Raw genomic sequence first — 20,438 nt, 5'->3', positions numbered from 1 at the left:
CGGTGTGGCGATTGCGAAGGGAGGCCCAGACCTAATGCCAGTCAGTTAAGAGTTCGGCCTTGACGCCTGACTGGCGGCGCACAGAATCCGGTGCTTGATTCCAAGCACCGGATTTTTTATGCGTATTGCTCAAGCCCTGGAAATGACTCGCGAGTTGTCTTCGACCACGACGACACTCGAGGCCTTGGGTGAGCTGCTCGATCCCGACCTGATCAAGACCGCGCTGGAAACAGCCGGGGTGGCTACCCTACGCAAACGTCGGCTGCCGCTGGAGTCCATGCTCTGGTGCGTCATCGGCCTGGCCCTGTTTCGTCGCCTGTCGGCCTGGGATGTGGTCAATCAGTTGGACATCATGTTGCCCGGCTAGAAGCCCTTGGTAGCCCCCAGTGCCGTGGTGCAAGGCCGCCAGCGACTGGGAGTCAACGCTGTCCGTTAGGTCTTCCAACTGACCCAACAGCGCTGGCACGAGACAGCCGGACATCCGGGCTGGCAGGGACTGCGCTTGCTCGGGGTTGACGGCGTGGTCTGGCGTACACCGGATACGCTCGACAATCGTGCGCGCTACGGCTCGGCGACCAATCAGCAGGGTGAAACCGGCTTTCCCCAGGTCCGCATGGTGTGTCAGATGGAGCTGACCAGCCATCTACTGGTGAGTAGCGCCTTCGACGCTTACGCAAGCAATGAGATGAAGCTGGCCGAGCGATTGATCGAAAGCACGCCCGACCATTCACTGACCCTGTTCGACAAGGGCTTCTACTCGTTAGGCCTGCTACATCGCTGGCAGCGAATGGGCCACGAACGGCACTGGCTGTTACCGCTGCGCAAAGGCGCCCAGTACGAGGTAGTCCGTGCATGGGGCAAACAGGATGCCCTGGTCAGCCTTCGAACCTCGCCACAGGCCCGCCGACAATGGCCCGATCTGCCGGACACCCTACAGGCGCGACTGCTGAGTAAGACCATCAAGGGCAAGCAGTACCAGATACTCACCTCCATGACGGACCCTAGGCGTTTCGTCTGCGACGAGATCGTCGATCTCTACAGCCACCGCTGGGAAATCGAGCTGGGCTACCGAGAGATCAAGCAAGGCCTGCTCGATGGCCGCTACACGCTACGCAGCAAAACACCGGACATGGTGGAGCAGGAGCTTTGGGGGCTGCTCCTGGGATACAACCTGCTGCGTTATCAGATGGTGCAGATGAGTCGCCAGTGCCCGGGTGTTTATCCCTGCGAGATGAGCTTCTCCGCGTGCAGCTGGGCCATCCTGAAATTCCTGCTGAGCCTTTCGCTGAACAGTCCTGGCAACATCCCACGCTATCTCGCCGACCTGCATGCTTTGGCACCGCACTTCGTGCTGCCGCATAGGCGCGATTACCGTGCCTATCCGCGGGTCATCAAGCCCAAGCCTTCGAAATATCCGACCAGAAAGAAAAATGCCAGTCAGGCTTAACTGACTGGCATTAGGCTCAGGCCTCCCTTTTTTATTCTTTAGCCACATGCCGCTTGCCCGCGTCCAATCCTCTGACTACTGTATGCAAATACAGTTTAGAAGGAGAGTTGAAATGGGCGTATCGAACGAGACGGTGCAAGCCGTCGAACGCATGCTGACGACCCTGCGCGCGGAACGGGATGACTATCGCGAACTCGCCCACCAGTGGCGGGCGATGTGCTTCGAGCTGGCGCAGGAGAACCAGGCGTTGAAGGATGACTTGCAGGAGAAGTCGCGGTTTGGCGAGCGGAGCAAGCGCTAGGCGGGATGACGCCTAAGCGAGCAATGCCAGATTAGAAGATCTTTTCAAGGCGGCTTCCTTACCACGGCGTCTTACGAGATATGTCCCGCCTGGCCTGACGACCGCTGAGCTCCATCAGACGCCTGAAGGTTGGGCAATCTAGATGCGACGGCGCAGGGCAATCCGCGACATGGACCAGGGCGTCGCGCAGAGCACTCAGGGGTGCGAATCTGCTGATCGATGTCGGCAGAGTAATCGCATTTGGTTGCATGTAAACTCAGAGCTTCGATGGAGTGAGCGGAATTTTACTTGCAATCAAATAACTCTGCTGTGCCATGTGGAGAAGCTATGGCCATATAGGCTACTTTAGGAGGCAATTTATTTGCTGTTGCCTATCAGAGTGTCTGAGTAATCTTTTCCATCTTCCGCCCTTTTGCGAAAATGTTCATTAACTAGATCGGGGATCTTTTGGGTCTTTCCCCATCTATCTATTATTTCTACATGTCCTGAGTCATTGAATTGACCAATTTCATACAGTGCAAGCTCACTATTTATACCAGCTTTGAAGCTTGAAACATCATCTGAGCGCACTACGCATGCGATAGACCAGTCACCAACGCCAAAGGCGAGTTTCCAGCTTGACACCTTACGTTTTTCCGCGGCTGCCCTGGCCAAGGGGTCGAGAGGAAGGTCTGTTTCTTGTATCGAAATCCCTACTTCTTTTGAGCAAAAAATACTAATTGCCTCGCTCAATCCATCACTTAAATCACAGGCTGCCACTACGCCTAGACTCTCGCGTAGGTAGGCTCCTTCTTTAATTCTCGCAGTCGGATTAATGAGTTTGTCTGCACAGCTAATAGCAATTTTTTCCTCTAGGTTATTTGATTCTAGTAAAGCGACTGCTCCCGCAAAGCCACCCAAAGTTCCCGCAATAAATAAGTAGTCGCCGCACTGCGCCGTATGTCTTCCAAAGTATTTTTCTTTACTAACAGTGCCTAAGGCAGATCCGACTACCTGTGGCGCTGCTCCTTCTTTAGTATCTCCCCCAAGGAAAGAAATTTGATGATCTTTACAGGCTTCAGCGCAACCTTCTATTATTGCAGATACATTGTCAGCATGAAAGTTTCCTGGAACTACTATGGAAAGCATAAATGCACTAGGTTTTGCACCAACAGCGAGAAGGTCGCTAATATTTGCGATAACTGCTAATCGTCCCCAGGTTTTATAGTTTCCGATACCCTGTTTTAGAGCTACAGGGTATGGTGCTCGATCTATTTTGAATGCTAATAGCTCTTCAAGTCCCAGATCTATTATACTTGCGTCATGTCCAAATCCGTTTACAAAGTTCGGAGATGCTTGGAGTGTTGGAAGCAAAGTCCTGAGAAAGTTTTTCTCCCCAATTCCAGACATGGTTGTTTTCACTGTTTGTCACCTCCCGAGGAGCTTGGTTGAGAAATAAGGGTTGTTCCGTTTCGTGTTTTTTTCTCAAGGATTGATAGTTTTTCGATAAGTGTATTATTATTCGACTCACTAGATTCGAGCTTTTTTTTGAAATCATCAATATCTTTGCTGATTTCTTTGATTTGATCACGCTGCTCACTGAGCCTATCTAGAAGGGTGCTGTAAGAAAAGAATCCGGGTACTGCCAATACAGCAACGACTAGCGCAGCAAAAATGAGCATTTGTCCGCTCAACCAATTAATTTTATTTTGAACCGATGTAGATGCATTTGCAATTTCTGTTAGGCTACTAACTAATGGTTTTGATAGCTGCGCTTCCAAATTGTGCACTGATCTATGTACACGGTTGCCTTGAGCCGGCGAAATAAGTTTAGTGAATTCAATGGTTGCAACTCGCTCTCCGCACTTTAAATGATAAGGCGCAGATGACAAATTATGAAGCATTACAACTACCTTGCCTCGATAATTTGGGTCAAATGGGGGTTGTGAAGTGAGAACCATTCCCGCGTAAATATGTGTCATACGAAGCGAGACCCTAGCCGTTATGTCATCGCTAAGATTTATTTGTTCTTCCGTCAAAATGAAACATACGGCATGAGGCGGAATGGTGATAGATTGCGAAGTCCTCAAGGTTTGTGTTTCGAACAGCGAGCCGGTGTCGCTTTGTCCTATATAATATTCTTTTCCTACAGTCAGGTCGTATGAGCTTAAGCGCAGATTTTCAGAGCTGAATGGGGAGATTAGTGCATTCGGGCCATTCGAGCGGTTTGTTATCTCGGTGTCATTGAGGATCATTTTCCATTTAGCCTATCTTTAATCGATTTTAACAAAAAATATAGTTCATGCTCAGGCATCCCGACAGGACTAGTGCAGTCTTCCGCTGATGCGCTGCGCTCGGGCTTTAGCACTATGGCATCTTCATTGCGGGGCATCCACGCAGATACTGTTAATGTATTTTTTGAAACGTCACTGATGCTGTGCAACTCGGTAGGCCGACGTTGGTAGATGGTTCCAGAGGGCATGATTTTGCTTTTTAGGAGAATTACTCCTGTCATGCCATCTGCTGCAGCGTGCCCCTGCCGGTACTTAAATCGAGTGTGGCTTGATCCTTCAGTAAGTTCGTAGGATTTTTCAACGAGGCTGCCGAGCACTACTCTTGATATAAAGGTTGTGCAATGAGAATGAATGTCTTCATCGGCTACACCCTCTCGGTCCCATAGATGCAGACGAATACAAGATCCTGTATTTGCAGAGGCTAATATAATTTTTATAAAACCCAACTGGTGTCGATATGATATCCTAGCGCTTTCGGTCAGCGAAGGTCTGTGAAGTATTAGCTCGTCTATAGTCTTGAGCAAAGCTAGGTTGGAAGTGTCTTGTACCACCTCTAAAAAAGAGGGCCAGGCGACTTCTCGGTTGGATGACATGGTAGAAGTGATTGCTTTTGTCCTGGATAAGATTTTCATGTTTGATAAGCCTTTGAAAAACACGTCGAGAATCGTAGTGTTTTTGCAATGTCTTTTACAATATGATAAATTCTACGATCACTAAGGTCTGTGGTAGATATTGTTTGTTAAGGATTAAAAATTAAAATTTTAGATGAATTAGCAATTGAATCACTCGGTATGATTTCCTTTGGGATGAGCGCTGCATTTGCTACAGGACTGCTTTTGTCAAAAAATAGAGCATCCATAAGTGCTGCATATCTGATAGTGGTTCTCATGCCTATTGTCCTCGCAAGTTTGGCAGTGCCTGCGGTAATTTCGTTAGGAAACGCCGTTAAAGTAGGATTCTACCCTATAGGGCTACTGCTAGGCCTAATGTGGCTCCAAGCGGGTCCGCTCGTAGCATCTGCCTCTGGGAGGCCGAGGCCGGTAGTCATCCTTATCTACGGGTACGGAATCTTTACAGCTCTGTGCTCAATTCTCGTGATAATCGGAGCTATTTTTTGACTCCCCAGATAATCTACTTTAGGTGTATATTGCGTCCGATACGACATCAGGCCTTAGGTTCTATGGCGTGATGGTTAACGTGTATGGCTGAACGTTGACCACTTAACGAGCCGTCTCAGACATAGAGCGCCGGTTACCGCTCGCCACAAAGGATAGTCAGTCGACTGTAGTTCTGACTACCAGCAAAGACAAAAGTATCGAAGTACTTGGCTAGGAGCGGCATTGTCGTTGCAGCGTTGATGGGAAGCTGACCGTGGTGCGCGAAATACTGGAGCCTAGGCATATCGTCATCGGCGATGGCTCGGCGCAACGGTATCAATCCCAGTCAATTGTTCCATTGATGCAAACTCTACCGGGACGGCAGCCTTGCATCGGGCGGTGCACGTGGAGCGGTAGTGCATGTTTCCAAGTTGGAAGAGGTCCTCGAGCTGATTCGCGAACGGAAACGATATTAGCAGACTACTAGCGAGCAGCATCTTGCATGTTTCCGGGGGCGGCCAATACCAGCGCCGCAGCCTTCCGCCTTTAGCGGAGCACAACGCTATGGTAGCAGACGAGGGGGGCGTCTATCTGACATCAACCCGGTGCCCGATACTGCAATGCCTCGGCCAGCTGCGCTCGCTCGATGGTGGCCTGCCCCGCCAGATCGGCCAGGGTCCGGGCCACCTTGATGACTCTATGCAGGGCACGCAGGGATAAATTCAGACGTTCGCCAGCGCCTTCCAGCCAGCGTTGATCCGCTTCGCTCAATGCACAAACCTGGTGCAACTGATCCAGCCCGATCAAGGCGTTCGGGCGGCCCTGGCGCGCCATCTGGATAGCGCGGGCGTCCGCCACTTGACGGGCGGCTGCGGCGGTCGTCAGTTCGGCGACGGGCGAGGCGCCCAGACGCAAGTTTTCACGCGCCACGGTCAGGTGCAGGTCGATGCGGTCGAGCAGCGGACCGGAGAGCTTGGCGCGATAGCGCTGGACCTGCTCCGGGCTGCAACGGCAGCGGCCGGTAGGGTCACCGAGATAACCACAGGGGCAGGGATTCATCGCCGCGACCAGTTGGAAGCGCGCCGGGAAACGCACGCGCTCGCGCGCCCGGGCGATGACGATCTCGCCACTTTCCAGGGGCTCCCGCAGGACTTCCAGCACCTTGCGGTCGAATTCTGGCAACTCGTCGAGAAACAGTATCCCGCGATGGGCCAGGGTGATCTCCCCCGGACCTGGCCGGCTGCCGCCGCCCACCAGCGCCGGACCGGACGCCGAATGGTGAGGTTGACGAAAGGGACGCTGCGGCCAATGCGCCAGCGGTTCGGGACCGGCCACCGAATGGATGGCGGCCACCTGCAGCGCTTCCTCCTCGTCCAGCGGCGGCAACAGCCCGGGCAGGCGGCTGGCGAGCAGCGTCTTGCCGGTCCCCGGCGGTCCGGCTAGCAACAGATTGTGCGCACCCGCCGCAGCCACCACCAGAGCGCGCTTGGCCGCCTGCTGCCCCTGCACCTCCGCCAGATCCGGATAGGGCAAAGGCGTGCGCAGCAGGCCGCTGGGCTGGTAATGGGCGAGGGGCGATTGGCCGCTCAGGTGGCCGGCGAATTCCAGCAGATGATCGACCGCCAGCACCGGCAGGCCACTGGCCAGACAGGCTTCCTCGGCATTGGCGCGGGGTACTACCAGCACCCGTCCGGCGGTGCGGGCGGCCAGTGCCGCCGGCAGGACGCCACGAATGGGCCGCACCGCACCCGACAGCGCCAATTCGCCGAGACATTCGTAGCCGTCAAGTCCCTGGGCGGGTAACTGACCGCTAGCGGCCAGGATGCCGATGGCCAGGGCGAGATCGAAGCGCCCGCCATCCTTGGGTAGATCGGCCGGTGCGAGATTGAGGGTGATGCGGCGGCTGGGAAACTCGAAGCCGCTATTGAGGATGGCGCTACGCACCCGGTCCTTGGCTTCGCGGACGGCGGTTTCCGGCAGGCCGACGAGGGTGAGGGCGGGCAGGCCATTGGCCAGGTGCGCCTCGACGACCACCGGTGGTGCTTCCACGCCCACCTGGGCGCGGGCATGAACGAGGGCAAGCGACATGATCTCTCCTTGATCGTGGTGCGCCAGTCGAAAAGCTGCGCCATCCTGGCGCAGCCATCACGGATCAGTCGGCGGGCGCGACGTCCGTGGCCGGGGTAACCGGTGGGGTAACGCTGCTGGTCTGGGTCTTTTCCAGTTCGGTCAGGCGCAGTTCCAGCGCTTCCAGGCGGGCTCGCGTGCGGGCCAGTACCGCCATCTGGGCATCGAATTCCTCGCGACTGACCACGTCGAGCTTGCTCAGGGCACCCTGCAGCAGGGCCTTGAACTGACTCTCGATTTCCGCCTTCGGTAGCGGCGAGTCCTGACCGAACAGCCGGCTGGCCTGTTGGGTCAGGGAATCGAACAGCGAACGGGTCGTGGACATGGTTATCCCCTGCTGGATCAAAGCCCGAGTGTAACACGGTGGACCTCGACGTCCGCTGGCAGTGCCTGCACTGCTTTGGTGCTAAGCGAGTCGCAGAGCTGTTCATTGTTGGTGCAAAGTGTTTCCTGCCAGCTTGGGATTTGCCCCGTCAGGTGGCGTGCGAGGCGTGCAGGCCGTGGAATTCGTAACCCGTTCGCAAAATTGGCAAGCTTTCTGCTACTGCCGATGCAGAGACGAGCGTCGGAGGCGCCTGGGTCAGAGGCACGCCACGGCTGCTTTTGCCATGACCCCGGCGATCAACACGTCGACGGTTAAACAGACGGTCACTGCGCTAGACTTGGGCCGGGGTTTGTTTTCCTGGGGCCAGTCCACTCAATCGGGAGAAGTTCATGAAACTAGTCACCGCCATCATCAAGCCATTCAAGCTCGACGACGTGCGTGAGTCGCTGTCCGAGATCGGTGTGCAAGGCATCACCGTCACCGAGGTCAAGGGCTTCGGTCGCCAGAAGGGCCACACCGAGCTCTATCGTGGCGCCGAATACGTCGTCGACTTCCTGCCCAAGGTCAAGATCGACGTCGCCATCGCCGACGATCAACTCGACCGCGTCATCGAGGCCATCACCAAGGCCGCCAACACCGGCAAGATCGGCGACGGCAAGATCTTCGTGGTGAACCTCGAGCAGGCCATCCGCATCCGTACCGGCGAAACCGACACAGACGCCATCTGACGATTTAAACCGACAGCCCAACCCCAAACGAGCCCCAGGAGAAACAACGATGACTCTGCGCAAGTACGCAGGGCTAGGAGCCCTCATGTCTTTCGTAGCGCTGCCGGGCCTAGCCATGGCCCAGGAAGCGGCTGCGGCACCTGCCATCAATAGCGGTGATACCGCTTGGATGCTGGTCTCGACGGCACTCGTGCTGTTCATGACCATCCCTGGGCTCGCCTTGTTCTACGGCGGCATGGTGCGCGCCAAGAACGTCCTCTCGGTCATGATGCAGTGCTTCGCCATCACCGGTCTCGTCAGCATCCTGTGGATGCTCTACGGCTACAGCCTGGCCTTCGACACCACTGGCATGGAGAAGGGCGTCACCAACTTCAACTCCTTCATCGGCGGTCTGGGCAAGGCCTTCCTGTCCAGCCTGCAGCACGACGCCGTCACCTCGGCCACCGCGCTGTTCCCGGAAAGCGTCTTCGTCACCTTCCAGATGACCTTCGCCATCATCACCCCGGCGCTGATCGTCGGTGCCTTCGCCGAGCGCATGAAGTTCTCCGCCATGCTGGTCTTCACCGGCCTGTGGTTCACCTTCGTCTACGCCCCCATCGCCCACATGGTCTGGAGCGGTGACGGCGGCCTGCTGTGGGACTGGGGCGTGCTGGACTTCGCTGGCGGCACCGTGGTGCACATCAACGCCGGTATCGCCGGTCTGGTCGCTGCCCTGGTTCTGGGCAAGCGCAAAGGCTACCCGGCCACGCCCATGGCGCCGCACAACCTGGGCTACACCCTGGTGGGCGCGGCCATGCTGTGGGTCGGCTGGTTCGGCTTCAACGCCGGTTCCGCCGCTGCCGCCAATGGCACCGCTGGCATGGCCATGCTGACCACCCAGATCGCCACCGCTGCCGCCGCCCTGGGCTGGATGTTCGCCGAGTGGATCACCCACGGTAAGCCGAGCGCCCTGGGCATCGCTTCCGGCGTGGTCGCCGGTCTGGTCGCCATCACCCCGGCTGCTGGTACCGCCGGCCCCATGGGCGCCCTGATCATCGGCCTGGCCGCTGGCGTGCTGTGCTTCTTCAGCGCCACCAGCCTCAAGCGCAAGCTGGGCTACGACGACTCCCTGGACGCCTTCGGCGTACATGGTATCGGCGGTATCGTCGGCGCCCTGCTGACCGGTATCTTCGCTGCCCCGTCCCTGGGTGGCTTCGGCACCGTGACCGACATCGGCGCGCAGTTCTTCATCCAGTTCAAGGGCGTGGCCTTCACCATCATCTACACCGGCATCGTCACCTTCGTGATCCTCAAGGTGCTGGACATGATCATGGGCCTGCGGGTCAACGAGGAAGAAGAGACCGTGGGTCTGGACCTCACCCTGCACAACGAGCGCGGCTACAACCTGTAAGCCGGACTCAGCCGAAAAAGGCGCCGCGAGGCGCCTTTTTTGCGTCTGCCATACGGCTGGAACAACCGTCGTCCTGCTGTGTCTAGACTGCACGCCGGCGGTGTGCATTCACCGCTTTGCTTTTCCGATCGTCGCGCTAGAATGCGCGCCCAGTCAGTCGGCGGGGGTTGTTCATGTGGCTGCAGCGGACCTTTTCCCTGCGCGCGCGGGCGCGCGGCTTCCATCTGATCACCGATGAGGTCTTGGATCAGCTACCGGAGCTGGGTCAGTGCCGGATCGGACTGCTGCACCTGTGGTTGCAGCACACCTCGGCGTCCCTGACCATCAACGAAAATGCCGATGGGGCGGTACGGCGCGACTTCGAGCGGTTCTTCAACCAACTGGTGCCCCAAGGCCAGGGCGGTTATGAACATGACTACGAAGGGCCGGATGACCTGCCCGCGCATTTCAAGAGCAGCCTGCTCGGCTGCAGCCTGAGCCTGCCGATCCAGCAGGGGCGGCTGGCCCTGGGGACCTGGCAGGGCATCTATCTGGGCGAGCACCGGGACCAGGGTGGCGCACGCCGCGTGATCGCGACGCTGCAAGGCGAATAGCCAGGAATTTTTCTTTGGAGGTCGCGTCAAAACGCGCGGCCCGATTTTACCAATGTGTTTGGAGGCGGTTTATGAGCGACGAAGATCTCGAGCAGGACGACCTGGAGACGGGGGCGGAGGAAGACGAGGGCGATAACGAAGAATTCGCCGCGGCGACCGAAGACGCCGAAGCCGAGGACAGTGGCGACGGCGAGACGCCGGCGTCCACCAGCAAGGCGAAGAAGAAGCGGGAAGCGGAACCCGAGGAGCTGCCCTCCGTCGAGGCCAAGCAGCGCGAGCGGGACGCCTTGGAAAAGGCCATGCAGGAGTTCCTGGCGCGCGGTGGCAAGGTGCAGGAAATCGATGCCAATGTGGTTGCCGATCCGCCCAAGAAGCCCGATAGCAAATATGGCAGTCGTCCTATCTAGGATCGCGCCATACCGCCTACGAAACCCCGCCGCGGCGGGGTTTCGTTTGTCTGGCGATCAGACCAGTGCCATCACCATGATGAAGCCGGTAAAGGCCGCAGCCATGGTTGCAAGGCAGGCCATGCAGATTACATCGTCTCTCTCATACATGTTGGCGACGCCCTGAAAGCCCTAGTGGGTGATGGCATTCTGCTCCCCTGGCAAATAGTTGCCTGTGCTACTCATCGCAAAAGGCCACCATTCGAGTCCGGCTCTGCCAAGCAGTTCACCAATGCCGGGGCGGACCGTAATAGGGGCGCGTCTCGTAACCAGGCGGCGGGGCGTAATGCCCGGGTGGGAGCGGACGCCAATGGGGCGAGACGTATTCCTGCTGCGGATAGGGGCGATAGTAGCTGTAGGGGTAGCGATCCCTACGGTAGTAGGGGTGGTACCGGTGATGCCGTCGGTACTCGCCCACCGGCCTGAAATCGGCCGCGTCGGGGCCCGCCTCGGCGCCGACGGTCCAGCGTTGCGCCGGACCTTCGCCCGGCAGCTCGTGGGCCGCTGCCAGGCCGCTGGCGGTCAGGGCGGCGGTCAACAGCAGGATCAGGGACGCTTGCGATGCCATGGTGCTCTCCTCGCGGCGCTCGATGGGCCGCGTCACCATGAAACACCTTTGGCTGTCAGCGGGCGTCAGGCCAGGTAAAGGTCTGGTAAGACTCCGCCGGGTCCGCTCAGCCCCAGTCCAGACCCTGCATGCCTACCGCCAAGATGAGGGCCAGTGCCAGGAGGCCGATGCCGCACATCAGGATCGCCAGTTCCAGTTGATCCAGGCGTCGTTTCATCCCTGCCACCACTGCCAGAGGGTAAAGCCGACCAGCGCCATGACCAGGCCGAGAAAGAGCCGATTCAGCCACAGGCTGATACCGCTGAGCAGCGACAGCCAGAGCGGGACTACAGGCTGCGTAGGGGTGGCCAGGGAGGGGTCGAGCATCGCCTGGGGCAGGACGCCACTTTGATCGGCAAGGGGGAGCAAGCGAATGGGCATCGGGTAAGCGCCTCCGTGCGCTGAGAGCAGAAGAGGGGTCGCGCCCGCGGTGAAGGTGCGGAGCGACCCTGGCGGCGCGGCAGTGAAGGCCGCTTGCCAATCGTGTTCCGGATCATCGCCGAAAAGGCGGCTCATGAGGTGACGATGCGATGAAAAGGTCGGGCCGTTCCCACTCTCTACGGCAAATGCCAGTGTCTTTGCGGTCATCGTGAAGGCTCATGAGGTGATGAGGGGATTCATCCGGGACTTGAGCAGGCGGCACGACTGGAGCAGCCTTGCTGACCATAGCGCGAACGGCCGCCGCGGCTTCTGGAAAAACGTCATGATCAATCTGCTTAACGACCTGCCCGACGCCGCTCTTGCGGAGGTGTTCACACCTTTGCTCAGTAGGCCCGGGTGCCGGATCGAGCGCATCGTTTCCCAGGGGCAGTCCACCCCGGCCCACGAGCCCTATCGGCAGGCGCACGACGAATGGGTCGTGTTGCTCAAAGGGGCCGCGCGGGTGGCCTTGGAGGGGCGCGAGGTGGCCTTGCAGCCGGGCGACACGCTGTTCATCCCGGCGCATACCGAGCACTGGGTGACCTTTACCGATCCCGCGGTTGCCAGCGTCTGGCTGGCGATTCACTTCGAGGCGGCGACCTGAGCCCAGGCATTCGCACGGTCTGGAGCCGGTAAGGGGACAGGATATCGTCGGGCGGGAACGCAGTGAGGTGCTGCGCCGACCCGGCACCCTTCCGTGGCGGGGGGAAGGGTGCCCGCCTGCTTGGCGTTCGGCTAAAGGCTACTTAGCCAGGGTCACCGGGCCATGATCGTCGCAATGGCCATCGTGGACATGGTGCAGGCGGCCATCCACCAGGTAGTCGACGTGGTCGCCATGGGGCACGGCTTCATGGCCGCAGTCCGGGCCGTGGACATGGTCGGCTGCATGGCCGGAACTCTGGCCATGGGTGCACTGGTCGGGATTGGTGACGCTGACTTCGATGACGTGCTCGTCCACGTGATCGCCATGCATGTGGTGCAGGTGGCCGTCATGGAGATAATCGACGTGGCCGTCGTGCTCGATGGCGGTGTGTCCGCAATTCGGCCCATGCTGGTGGCTGTGGTTGGCGTGATGCTTGTCGCTGCAGGTGGTCATGGTACTGACTCCGAAAAGGGTGGCGGTTGGGTGATGCCACGCCATTACGAAGTCTGTAGTGGGTAGAGAGTCAAGCAGGGTTGGGCAAAATTTTTTGCGGAGACGAGGGGCTGTGGAGGCTCTAGGGCGAGCCTTTGGGTGGCGGGTGGCATCCGTCAGGGTTCGCTGGGAAGGCGGGAGCGGCCGCAGTACCAACCGCGCGCAGGGCGACCGTCATGCTTTTTTCCGGGCACAAAAAAACCGGCCTAGGCCGGTTTTTCTGATCTCCGGGGTTCAGCAGAACCCGCGGAGCTATATTTTGGTGCCCAGGGACGGAATCGAACCGCCGACACGGGGATTTTCAATCCCCTGCTCTACCAACTGAGCTACCTGGGCAACGGGGCGCATTAAAAGCGTTTCTCGACCTTGTGTCAACAGCGAGCCCAAAAAAATTTAGATTTTTCGGGCGCTTAGCGGTTGGTCAGGCGCTGGGGGGCACGTAGCCTTCGGCCTGGGCGTAGTCTTCGCCGGAGAGGAACTTGTCCATCTCGGCCTGGAGGAACTTGCGATCCTCGGCGTTCATCATGTTCAGCCGGCGCTCGTTGATGAGCATGGTCTGGTGTTTCTGCCACTCTTCCCAGGCTTGCTTGGAGACGTGCTGGTAGATGTCTTCGCCCTTGGCGCCGGGGTAGGGCGGACGATCGAGGCCGGGCAGCTCCTGCTTGTGCTTGCGGCACATCACGGTGCGGGTCATGCGGGTTCTCCTTTGAGCGCCTGCGCGGCGCGCTTGAGCAGTTTCTGCACCGGGGCGGCGAGGCCCAGGCGCGGCGGGGAGGCGAGGTTATACCAAAGCCAGTCGCCCTCGGCCACGGCGTGGCGGCGGTGGTCCACCTGCACCAGCCAGGGCTCGATGGCCAGTTGGAAATGGCTGAAGGTATGCACCAGGCCGGGCAGCGCCTGGCGTTCGTCGATGGTAAGACCCTGGCGTTCGGCCAGGACTTCGAGTTCGGCGATGTCGGCCACTTCCGGCGGTCCCCACAGGCCGCCCCAGAGACCGGTGGAAGGCCGGCGCTGCAGGAGCACGGCATTGTCGTCGTTGACGAATAGCGGCATCAGGGTGTGCCGCTGCGGCAGCGTCTTGCGTGGCTTGGAGGCGGGAAAGTCGGTCTCCTGGCCCAGCAGGTGGGCGCGACAGCCGGGCTTGACCGGGCACAGCAGGCAGCTGGGCTTGCTGCGGGTACAGAGGGTGGCGCCCAGGTCCATCATCGCCTGGGTGTAGTGGCCGACGCGCTCATGGGGCATCAGCCGCTCGGCCACGTCCCACAGGCGCCGGGCCACGGCCGGCTCGCCCGGATAGCCCGGGGTGGCGGTGTAGCGCGCCAGCACCCGCTTGACGTTGCCATCGAGGATGGGTGCGCGGATGTTCATGCTCAGGCTGGCGATGGCCCCGGCGGTGGAGCGGCCGATGCCGGGCAGCTCGGCCAGGGCTTCGACGCTGCGCGGGAATTCACCACCGTGGCGCTCGACCACGGTCTTGGCGGCCTTGTGCAGGTTGCGCGCGCGACTGTAGTAGCCGAGCCCGGTCCAGAGGTGCAGCACCTCGTCCTCGGGCGCGGCGGCCAGCGCCTCGACCGTGGGTAGCGCCTGCATGAAGCGGTCGAAATAGCCCAGCACGGTGGCGACCTGGGTCTGCTGGAGCATGATCTCCGAGACCCAGACACGATAGGGCGTCACGGCCTGTTGCCAGGGCAGGTCCTTGCGGCCGTGCAGGTCGTACCAGGCCAGTACGGCGGTACCGAAAGCGTCGTCAGTCATCGGCGTTGCAAGAGTCCCCGGATGGCGTTCTGAATGTCGGGACTGATCTTATCACCGAGCTTCTCCTCGATTTTTTCGTTCAGACGATTGCCGGCGGCCTGGGCGATGATCTGGCCCATGGCCTGGCGGTCCAGGCGGCAGGCCTTGGCGCCCAGCTCCAGAGGGCCGCGGCATTGCAGTGGCCACTCGATGTCGGCATAGCGTTCGCCGACCTTGCAGCCCGGATCGGCGGCGGCGTTGGTGTCGCCCTGGACGGTGATGCCCAGGTGGTAGTCGAGGCCAAGGGTCCGCAGGTCGATGTCGCCATCACCTTTGACCGCCAGTCCCGGCACGCTGACGCGCAGGTCCTGGTTGCGCGCCACGCCGTTGACGATGCTGAGGGTGCCGCTCAACTGGCGGAACGGGGTGTTCTGGCCGCCGTGGGGCAGTTCCAGTGGCTTGCGATTGAGCAAGGAGATGCCCTGGCACAGCTGGCTTTCGACGTTGGCGTCGATGAGCTGGCCATTGCGCAGGGCGAAGCGAGCGGTACCGTCCAGGTTGTCGATCAGGGCGCGCTGGCTGGCGCCGCTGCTGCGCAGGTCGGCGTCCAGGTCGAGCTGGCCTTCCACCGGTGGCTTCTGGCCCTGGGCCTGCAGGATGCGCTCCACCGGTACGCTGTTGATGCGTTCGTGGACGCTTAGCTGGGGTTGGGCGCCGCGCACGTCGAGGGTGCCATTGGCCTGGAAGTTACCACCGAACAGCTCGCCGCTCAGGTCGCTGAGTTGCAACTGGCCGTCGTTGGCCGTGGCCTTGAGGCTGGCGTTCTCGAAGGGCAACTGGTCCAGCGTCAGCTGTTGCAGGCTCAGCTCGACATTGGCATCGAGGCTGCGTAGACGCTCCACCGGCAGCAGGGTCTCCTGGCTCCAGGCGTGCTGGGTCGGGGCTTCCGGCAGCGGCGAGTTGCCCTGGGCCGCGCTGGCGTCGACCTGGGCGACTTCCTGTTGGCGCGCACCGTTGGCCTGGCGGGCCGCGGCGGTCTTGGCCGGCAGATAGCGATCCAGGTCCAGGGTGTCGCCACTGAGCTGGATGCGCAGGGCGCGGCGAGCGATGTCGTCGACGGCGACGCGGCCCTTGAGGGTGCTGTCGTCGAGGTTGAAGTTGAAGTCGTTCAGCACCAGGGCATTGCGGCTGGCCTGTAGCTGGGCGTTCATCTCGAAGCGCTGCAGGGTCTTGGCATCGGCCATGGCCGGCAATTCGACGCCGATGCTGTCGAGGAAGGCGCGCAGGTCCAGGCGGGCGATGGAGACGCCACCGGTCAGTTGGGGCTCGGTCTCGAGACCGGTGAGCTTGAGATCGCCCAGCGCCTTGAGGTCGTTGGCGGTCAGCTTGAGGCTGGTCCAGTCGGCGGTCTGGGCGCGGCGATCAACGGCGAGTTCGCCGCTGGCGGAATAGTTGACCAGCTTGCCGTTGAAGGGCTCGCCGGTGGCATCGCCGGTGAGTTGCAGATCGTCCAGGGCGTATTGCTGGCTGGCCGGATCGAAGCGGAATTCGCCGCTGAGCTGCACCGTGGCCTTCACCGGCGGCTGGGTGGTGCTGGCGGTGCCGGCCAGCTTGAGCGGAATGGCCGTGCCGGGGTAGATGGCGCCGGTCTGCAGATCGATGCCGTCGAAGGTGTAGTGGGCGCCACTGCGGGCGTCGCTGTATTCGATGCGCGAGTTGCGGATCGTCAGGCTTTCGACGTTGAGCTTGAGCGGTTGGCGATGGCTGGTCGCGGGTTCGTTCGCGGCGGGGGCGTCCGCCGCAGGGGCGTCGGCCTGTCCGGGCTGGGGCGCGGGACGGCCGATCTCCGCCCAGTTGCTGCGGCCCTGGTCATCGCGGCTGGCGGTGAGGTCCAGGCCGTCGATCTTGACGTCGCTCATCTCCAGGTCGCGGCGCAGCAGCAGGGGCAGCAGGCGCACCGAGAGGATCAGGCGCTGCACCTGGGCGAGCTGGCGATCCGGGGTGGCGGCACTGGCAAGGGTGGCGTCGTGCAATTCGACGCCCAGCCAGGGGAACAGACTCCAGCCGATGTCGCCCTTGAGCTGCAGGTCGACATTGGCCTTGTCGTGCGCCAGCTGACGAATCTCGTCCTTGTAGTCATTGGGATCGACCAGGTGGGTGAGGGCGAAGCCTACGGCGACCAGCAAGAGCAGCAGGCCGACGAGAACGATACCCAGCACTTTGGCGAAAGCTTTCATGGCGAGGAAATTCCTGTTCCGACGGGCGATGGCGCGACTGGCCAGTATAAGGGCATGGGCTGGCCCGGATGACACCGGGGTGTCGGGCCTGTGACAGCGGTGGTGGTCGCCCGTTTCGTCGGGCGTCTTGCACCGCCCGTACCCTGTCAAATGAGAAAAGGTGGCAGTTGGCCAGGGGTGCGATTTAATGTCGCGCACCTTCGGTCGGTTGACGCCGTTTCTTTGACTCGTTTACGGGGAAGCGTGCAGGGAATGTCTACCGGCCTGAATGCTACAGACTAGAAAAGGGCTGAACCCATGAGCACTACGCTGACCGCTGGCGGCGCCGCTTCGGCACGACCGGCTTTCCTCTCCAAAGAGCGCATCATCGCGCGTCCTGGCTTCAATCGCTGGCTGGTACCGCCGGCCGCACTGGCCATCCATCTGTGCATCGGCATGGCCTACGGCTTCTCGGTGTTCTGGTTGCCGCTGTCCAAGGCCATCGGTATCACCGCCGCCGTCGCCTGTCCGGTGGAGATGGGCTTCTTCGAAGAAATCTTCAGTGCGACCTGTGACTGGAAGATCTCCCAGCTCGGCTGGATCTACACCCTGTTCTTCATCTTCCTCGGCTGTTCGGCCGCGCTGTTCGGCGGCTGGCTGGAGCATGCCGGTCCGCGCAAGGCCGGTGTCGTCTCGGCGCTGTGCTGGTGCGGTGGTCTGCTGATTTCCGCCCTGGGCATCTATACCCATCAGATCTGGATGCTGTGGCTGGGCTCGGGCGTGATCGGCGGTATCGGTCTGGGCCTGGGCTACATCTCGCCGGTGTCGACCCTGATCAAGTGGTTCCCGGACAAGCGCGGCATGGCGACCGGCATGGCCATCATGGGCTTCGGTGGCGGCGCCATGGTGGGCGCCCCTCTGGCCGACCTGCTGATGCGCCATTTCGCCTCGGCGACCCAAGTCGGCGTCTGGCAGACCTTCCTGGTCATGGCAGTGATCTACTTCGTGTTCATGCTGAGCGGCGCCCTGGGCTACCGCGTACCGCCGACCGGCTGGAAGCCCGCCGGCTGGACGCCGTCCACCAAGAAGACCAGCAGCGGCATGATCACCAACCGCCACGTGCACGTCAGCAAGATCTGGGGCATCCCGCAGTTCTGGCTGGTCTGGGCCGTGCTCTGCCTGAACGTCACCGCCGGCATCGGCATCATTGGCATGGCTTCGCCGCTGCTGCAGGAGGTCTTCGGTGGTCGCCTGCTGGGCAACGGCCTGACCTATGGTGAGCTGAGCAGCGATCAGCTCAAGCAGATCGCCGCCATCGCCGCCGGCTTCACCGGCCTGCTGAGCCTGTTCAACATCGGCGGTCGCTTCTTCTGGGCATCCTTCTCCGACTACATCGGCCGCAAGATGACCTACTTCGTCTTCTTCACCCTGGGCTTCCTGCTGTACGCCATCGTGCCCTGGACCGGTCACCTGGGCAGCGTCGCGCTGTTCGTGTTCGCCTTCTGCCTGATCCTGTCCATGTACGGCGGTGGCTTCTCCACCGTGCCGGCCTACCTGGCCGATCTGTTCGGCACCCAGATGGTCGGCGCCATCCATGGCCGCCTGCTGACCGCCTGGGCCGCTGCCGGCGTCTTCGGTCCGGTGCTGGTCAACTACCTGCGTGAGTACCAACTGAGCATGGGCATTCCCCGCGCCCAGGTGTATGACATCACCCTGTACATCCTGGCCGGCCTGCTGGTGCTGGGCTTCATCTGCAACCTGCTGGTGCGTCCGGTGGCCGACAAGCACTTCATGACCGATGCCGAACTCGCCGTCGAGCGCGCCAAGGGCCATGACGGCAGCGCTGGCAGCATCCAGGTGCTGGAGTGGAGCGCCGATCCCAAGACCAAGCCGCTGGCCATCCTGGCCTGGCTGGCCGTGGGCATCCCGTTGGCCTGGGGTATCTGGATCACCCTGCAGAAAACCGCCGCGCTCTTCAGCTAAGCGGCAGCGGGCGCCCGACGAGGGCGCCCCTCGCGGTGGAACGCCTCGTCCCGCCGCGCTTTCGATCCAGCCCCCGCGCCCCTATAATATCGGCCCTTTCGCCCACCGATTTTCGCGGAGCAGGCTATGGTCGAACGCAAGGCAACCGTCGAGCGCAACACCCTGGAAACCCAGGTCAAGGTATCCCTGGATCTGGACGGCACGGGCGCAGCGCGCTTCGACACCGGGGTCCCCTTCCTCGAGCACATGCTCGACCAGATCGCCCGTCACGGCCTGATCGACCTCGACATCCATTGCCGCGGCGACCTGCACATCGACGACCACCACACGGTGGAAGACATCGGCATCACCCTCGGCCAGGCGTTCGCCAAGGCTGTTGGCGACAAGAAGGGCATCCAGCGCTACGGCCATGCCTATGTGCCGCTGGACGAAGCCCTGTCACGGGTGGTCATCGACTTCTCCGGGCGGCCCGGGCTGCACTGGAACGTGCCCTTCACCCGCGCCACCGTGGGCCGCATGGACGTCGATCTGTTCCTCGAATTCTTCCAGGGCTTCACCAATCACGCCCAGGTGACCCTGCACATCGACAACCTGCGTGGGGTCAACAGCCACCACCAGATCGAGACGGTATTCAAGGCCTTCGGCCGCGCTCTGCGCATGGCCCTCAGCGAAGATCCGCGCATGGCCGGCGTCATGCCTTCCACCAAGGGGTGCCTGTGATGCAGACGGTAGCCGTCATCGACTACGGCATGGGCAACCTGCACTCCGTGGCCAAGGCCCTGGAGCACGCCGGTAGCCACCAGGTGCTGGTGACCGGCGATCCCGCGGTGATCCGCGAGGCGGACCGCATCGTCCTGCCCGGGGTCGGCGCCATCCGCGATTGCATGGCCGAGATCCGTCGCCAGGGCATCGATGACCTGGTGCGCGAAGTCAGCCAGGATCGCCCCTTCCTCGGCGTCTGCGTCGGCATGCAGGCGCTGATGCAGCGCAGCGAGGAGAACGGCGGCGTGAATTGCATCGGCCTGTTCCCCGGTGCCGTGCGCCGTTTTCCAGGCGGCATGCAGGAGGAGGGCGAGGCCCTCAAGGTGCCGCACATGGGCTGGAACGAGGTCAGACACGTGCTCGACCATCCGCTCTGGCACGGCATCCCCGATCGCGCCCGCTTCTATTTCGTGCACAGCTTCTATGTCGAGGCCGGCAATCCGCGCCAGGTGGTCGGTCGTGGCCGCTACGGCCTGGACTTCGCCGCCGCCCTGGCCGACGGCTCGCGCTTCGCCACCCAGTTCCATCCCGAGAAGAGCGCCGACTGCGGCCTGCAGCTCTATGCCAACTTCCTCGCCTGGGACGGCCGTTGGTAATGGCGCGCAAGCCGCCCGCGCCGTTGGTGACGCTCGAACCCGAGCAGACCCAGCGCCTGGTCACGGCCTTGCAGACCCTGCTGGACGATAGCTTCGAGGTCCGCCTGGGGCGTTTCGAAGTCGAGGAACTGCTGGATTTCTTCGCCCGCGAGTGCGGGCCGCTGTACTACAACAAGGCGGTTGCCGACGTGCAGGCCCTACTCAGGGAGCGCGTCGACAGCCTGGAAAGCGACATCTGGGCGCTGGAAAAGCCCTAGA

21 protein-coding genes, 1 tRNA gene and 1 pseudogene are annotated in these 20,438 nt (G+C 61.0%); 11 read left to right on the top strand and 12 right to left on the bottom strand.

The genetic code is table 11. The features are described from left to right. Positions 1 to 118 precede the first annotated feature (118 nt). Positions 119 to 1,447 (top strand): annotated as a pseudogene (locus tag CCZ28_RS14780) (IS4 family transposase). A gap of 112 nt (positions 1,448 to 1,559) precedes the next feature. After that, positions 1,560 to 1,748 (top strand): hypothetical protein, encoded by a 189-nt coding sequence (locus CCZ28_RS14775; protein ID WP_140219128.1) that lies wholly within the window; start codon positions 1,560 to 1,562, stop codon positions 1,746 to 1,748. Positions 1,749 to 2,105: 357 nt separating this feature from the next. Here CCZ28_RS14775 and CCZ28_RS14765 read toward each other — a convergent pair whose 3' ends face one another. From CCZ28_RS14765 to CCZ28_RS14745, 5 genes are all read right to left on the bottom strand, one after another. Next, complete coding sequence (locus tag CCZ28_RS14765) at positions 2,106 to 3,149, bottom strand: thiamine-phosphate kinase (RefSeq protein WP_140219126.1); 1,044 nt, start codon at positions 3,147 to 3,149, stop codon at positions 2,106 to 2,108. After that, positions 3,146 to 3,982: a dCTP deaminase gene (locus CCZ28_RS14760; RefSeq protein WP_140219124.1), complete on the bottom strand. Its 837-nt coding sequence runs from the start codon at positions 3,980 to 3,982 to the stop codon at positions 3,146 to 3,148. The genes CCZ28_RS14765 and CCZ28_RS14760 overlap by 4 nt, the downstream gene beginning before the upstream one ends. After that, positions 3,979 to 4,677: a hypothetical protein gene (locus CCZ28_RS14755; RefSeq protein ID WP_140219122.1), complete on the bottom strand. Its 699-nt coding sequence runs from the start codon at positions 4,675 to 4,677 to the stop codon at positions 3,979 to 3,981. Before CCZ28_RS14755 ends, CCZ28_RS14760 begins: the two co-directional genes overlap by 4 nt. A gap of 1,038 nt (positions 4,678 to 5,715) precedes the next feature. Beyond that, the gene (locus CCZ28_RS14750; RefSeq protein WP_140219120.1) at positions 5,716 to 7,206 is read right to left on the bottom strand and encodes a YifB family Mg chelatase-like AAA ATPase; all 1,491 of its coding nucleotides are present in this window, start codon (positions 7,204 to 7,206) and stop codon (positions 5,716 to 5,718) included. Positions 7,207 to 7,270: 64 nt separating this feature from the next. After that, positions 7,271 to 7,570, bottom strand: coding sequence for an accessory factor UbiK family protein (locus CCZ28_RS14745; protein ID WP_074528821.1), 300 nt, complete (start codon positions 7,568 to 7,570; stop codon positions 7,271 to 7,273). 389 nt (positions 7,571 to 7,959) lie between these two features. Between CCZ28_RS14745 and glnK the strand changes: the two genes are divergently transcribed. From glnK to sutA, 4 genes are all read left to right on the top strand, one after another. Beyond that, positions 7,960 to 8,298, top strand: a complete 339-nt coding sequence (gene glnK, locus CCZ28_RS14740) for a P-II family nitrogen regulator (protein WP_003096476.1) — start codon at positions 7,960 to 7,962, stop codon at positions 8,296 to 8,298. A gap of 49 nt (positions 8,299 to 8,347) precedes the next feature. Beyond that, entirely contained in the window at positions 8,348 to 9,688 is a 1,341-nt protein-coding gene (locus CCZ28_RS14735) for an ammonium transporter (protein WP_140219118.1), read from the top strand. A gap of 173 nt (positions 9,689 to 9,861) precedes the next feature. Continuing rightward, entirely contained in the window at positions 9,862 to 10,281 is a 420-nt protein-coding gene (locus tag CCZ28_RS14730; protein WP_140219116.1) for a secondary thiamine-phosphate synthase enzyme YjbQ, read from the top strand. Positions 10,282 to 10,352: 71 nt separating this feature from the next. Then, positions 10,353 to 10,688: a transcriptional regulator SutA gene (gene sutA, locus CCZ28_RS14725; protein WP_058772194.1), complete on the top strand. Its 336-nt coding sequence runs from the start codon at positions 10,353 to 10,355 to the stop codon at positions 10,686 to 10,688. Between the two features lie 265 nt (positions 10,689 to 10,953). Here sutA and CCZ28_RS14720 read toward each other — a convergent pair whose 3' ends face one another. After that, positions 10,954 to 11,295, bottom strand: coding sequence for a hypothetical protein (locus CCZ28_RS14720; protein ID WP_140219114.1), 342 nt, complete (start codon positions 11,293 to 11,295; stop codon positions 10,954 to 10,956). A gap of 213 nt (positions 11,296 to 11,508) precedes the next feature. Continuing rightward, entirely contained in the window at positions 11,509 to 11,715 is a 207-nt protein-coding gene (locus tag CCZ28_RS14715) for a hypothetical protein (protein WP_140219112.1), read from the bottom strand. A 322-nt stretch (positions 11,716 to 12,037) separates the two neighbouring features. On the opposite strand from CCZ28_RS14715, the gene CCZ28_RS14710 reads away from it, so the two are divergent. After that, a complete protein-coding gene (locus tag CCZ28_RS14710) occupies positions 12,038 to 12,358 on the top strand; it encodes a cupin domain-containing protein (RefSeq protein WP_140219110.1) in 321 nt (106 codons plus the stop codon). Positions 12,359 to 12,496: 138 nt separating this feature from the next. Here CCZ28_RS14710 and CCZ28_RS14705 read toward each other — a convergent pair whose 3' ends face one another. The 5 genes from CCZ28_RS14705 to CCZ28_RS14685 all read right to left on the bottom strand — a co-directional run bounded on the left by CCZ28_RS14705 (position 12,497) and on the right by CCZ28_RS14685 (position 16,860). Beyond that, positions 12,497 to 12,850 carry a hypothetical protein gene (locus CCZ28_RS14705; RefSeq protein ID WP_140219108.1) on the bottom strand — a complete coding sequence of 118 codons (354 nt, stop codon included), beginning with the start codon at positions 12,848 to 12,850 and terminating at the stop codon, positions 12,497 to 12,499. A gap of 299 nt (positions 12,851 to 13,149) precedes the next feature. After that, positions 13,150 to 13,225: transfer RNA gene (locus CCZ28_RS14700), tRNA-Phe, on the bottom strand. A gap of 85 nt (positions 13,226 to 13,310) precedes the next feature. Further along, entirely contained in the window at positions 13,311 to 13,583 is a 273-nt protein-coding gene (locus tag CCZ28_RS14695; protein WP_058768518.1) for an oxidative damage protection protein, read from the bottom strand. Next, positions 13,580 to 14,644, bottom strand: coding sequence for an A/G-specific adenine glycosylase (mutY, locus tag CCZ28_RS14690; protein WP_140219106.1), 1,065 nt, complete (start codon positions 14,642 to 14,644; stop codon positions 13,580 to 13,582). Before mutY ends, CCZ28_RS14695 begins: the two co-directional genes overlap by 4 nt. After that, positions 14,641 to 16,860, bottom strand: a complete 2,220-nt coding sequence (locus CCZ28_RS14685) for an AsmA family protein (protein WP_140219104.1) — start codon at positions 16,858 to 16,860, stop codon at positions 14,641 to 14,643. The genes mutY and CCZ28_RS14685 overlap by 4 nt, the downstream gene beginning before the upstream one ends. A gap of 297 nt (positions 16,861 to 17,157) precedes the next feature. On the opposite strand from CCZ28_RS14685, the gene CCZ28_RS14680 reads away from it, so the two are divergent. From CCZ28_RS14680 to CCZ28_RS14665, 4 genes are all read left to right on the top strand, one after another. Continuing rightward, the gene (locus CCZ28_RS14680) at positions 17,158 to 18,822 is read left to right on the top strand and encodes an OFA family MFS transporter (RefSeq protein WP_140219103.1); all 1,665 of its coding nucleotides are present in this window, start codon (positions 17,158 to 17,160) and stop codon (positions 18,820 to 18,822) included. Between the two features lie 126 nt (positions 18,823 to 18,948). Beyond that, positions 18,949 to 19,542, top strand: coding sequence for an imidazoleglycerol-phosphate dehydratase HisB (gene hisB / locus CCZ28_RS14675; RefSeq protein ID WP_140219101.1), 594 nt, complete (start codon positions 18,949 to 18,951; stop codon positions 19,540 to 19,542). After that, positions 19,542 to 20,180 carry an imidazole glycerol phosphate synthase subunit HisH gene (gene hisH / locus CCZ28_RS14670; protein ID WP_140219099.1) on the top strand — a complete coding sequence of 213 codons (639 nt, stop codon included), beginning with the start codon at positions 19,542 to 19,544 and terminating at the stop codon, positions 20,178 to 20,180. The genes hisB and hisH overlap by 1 nt, the downstream gene beginning before the upstream one ends. Next, the gene (locus CCZ28_RS14665) at positions 20,180 to 20,437 is read left to right on the top strand and encodes a DUF2164 domain-containing protein (RefSeq protein WP_058768512.1); all 258 of its coding nucleotides are present in this window, start codon (positions 20,180 to 20,182) and stop codon (positions 20,435 to 20,437) included. Before hisH ends, CCZ28_RS14665 begins: the two co-directional genes overlap by 1 nt. Position 20,438 lies beyond the last annotated feature (1 nt).

The sequence above is a fragment of the Pseudomonas oryzihabitans genome (assembly GCF_006384975.1).
Lineage (GTDB): Bacteria > Pseudomonadota > Gammaproteobacteria > Pseudomonadales > Pseudomonadaceae > Chryseomonas > Chryseomonas psychrotolerans_B.
Note: the sequence above shows the minus strand (reverse complement) of the source record. Positions and strands in the feature narration are given on the sequence as shown.

What these genes read in the sequence shown, in the direction of transcription:
- hisH (WP_140219099.1), top strand. Translation starts at nt 19,542, where the DNA reads ATGCAGACGGTAGCCGTCATCGACTACGGCATGGGCAACCTGCACTCC.
- CCZ28_RS14685 (WP_140219104.1), bottom strand. Translation starts at nt 16,860, where the DNA reads ATGAAAGCTTTCGCCAAAGTGCTGGGTATCGTTCTCGTCGGCCTGCTG.
- CCZ28_RS14760 (WP_140219124.1), bottom strand. Translation starts at nt 3,982, where the DNA reads ATGATCCTCAATGACACCGAGATAACAAACCGCTCGAATGGCCCGAAT.
- CCZ28_RS14680 (WP_140219103.1), top strand. Translation starts at nt 17,158, where the DNA reads ATGAGCACTACGCTGACCGCTGGCGGCGCCGCTTCGGCACGACCGGCT.
- CCZ28_RS14730 (WP_140219116.1), top strand. Translation starts at nt 9,862, where the DNA reads ATGTGGCTGCAGCGGACCTTTTCCCTGCGCGCGCGGGCGCGCGGCTTC.
- CCZ28_RS14720 (WP_140219114.1), bottom strand. Translation starts at nt 11,295, where the DNA reads ATGGCATCGCAAGCGTCCCTGATCCTGCTGTTGACCGCCGCCCTGACC.
- CCZ28_RS14735 (WP_140219118.1), top strand. Translation starts at nt 8,348, where the DNA reads ATGACTCTGCGCAAGTACGCAGGGCTAGGAGCCCTCATGTCTTTCGTA.
- CCZ28_RS14715 (WP_140219112.1), bottom strand. Translation starts at nt 11,715, where the DNA reads ATGCCCATTCGCTTGCTCCCCCTTGCCGATCAAAGTGGCGTCCTGCCC.
- sutA (WP_058772194.1), top strand. Translation starts at nt 10,353, where the DNA reads ATGAGCGACGAAGATCTCGAGCAGGACGACCTGGAGACGGGGGCGGAG.
- hisB (WP_140219101.1), top strand. Translation starts at nt 18,949, where the DNA reads ATGGTCGAACGCAAGGCAACCGTCGAGCGCAACACCCTGGAAACCCAG.
- CCZ28_RS14745 (WP_074528821.1), bottom strand. Translation starts at nt 7,570, where the DNA reads ATGTCCACGACCCGTTCGCTGTTCGATTCCCTGACCCAACAGGCCAGC.
- mutY (WP_140219106.1), bottom strand. Translation starts at nt 14,644, where the DNA reads ATGACTGACGACGCTTTCGGTACCGCCGTACTGGCCTGGTACGACCTG.
- CCZ28_RS14775 (WP_140219128.1), top strand. Translation starts at nt 1,560, where the DNA reads ATGGGCGTATCGAACGAGACGGTGCAAGCCGTCGAACGCATGCTGACG.
- CCZ28_RS14710 (WP_140219110.1), top strand. Translation starts at nt 12,038, where the DNA reads ATGATCAATCTGCTTAACGACCTGCCCGACGCCGCTCTTGCGGAGGTG.
- CCZ28_RS14705 (WP_140219108.1), bottom strand. Translation starts at nt 12,850, where the DNA reads ATGACCACCTGCAGCGACAAGCATCACGCCAACCACAGCCACCAGCAT.
- CCZ28_RS14665 (WP_058768512.1), top strand. Translation starts at nt 20,180, where the DNA reads ATGGCGCGCAAGCCGCCCGCGCCGTTGGTGACGCTCGAACCCGAGCAG.
- CCZ28_RS14695 (WP_058768518.1), bottom strand. Translation starts at nt 13,583, where the DNA reads ATGACCCGCACCGTGATGTGCCGCAAGCACAAGCAGGAGCTGCCCGGC.
- CCZ28_RS14750 (WP_140219120.1), bottom strand. Translation starts at nt 7,206, where the DNA reads ATGTCGCTTGCCCTCGTTCATGCCCGCGCCCAGGTGGGCGTGGAAGCA.
- glnK (WP_003096476.1), top strand. Translation starts at nt 7,960, where the DNA reads ATGAAACTAGTCACCGCCATCATCAAGCCATTCAAGCTCGACGACGTG.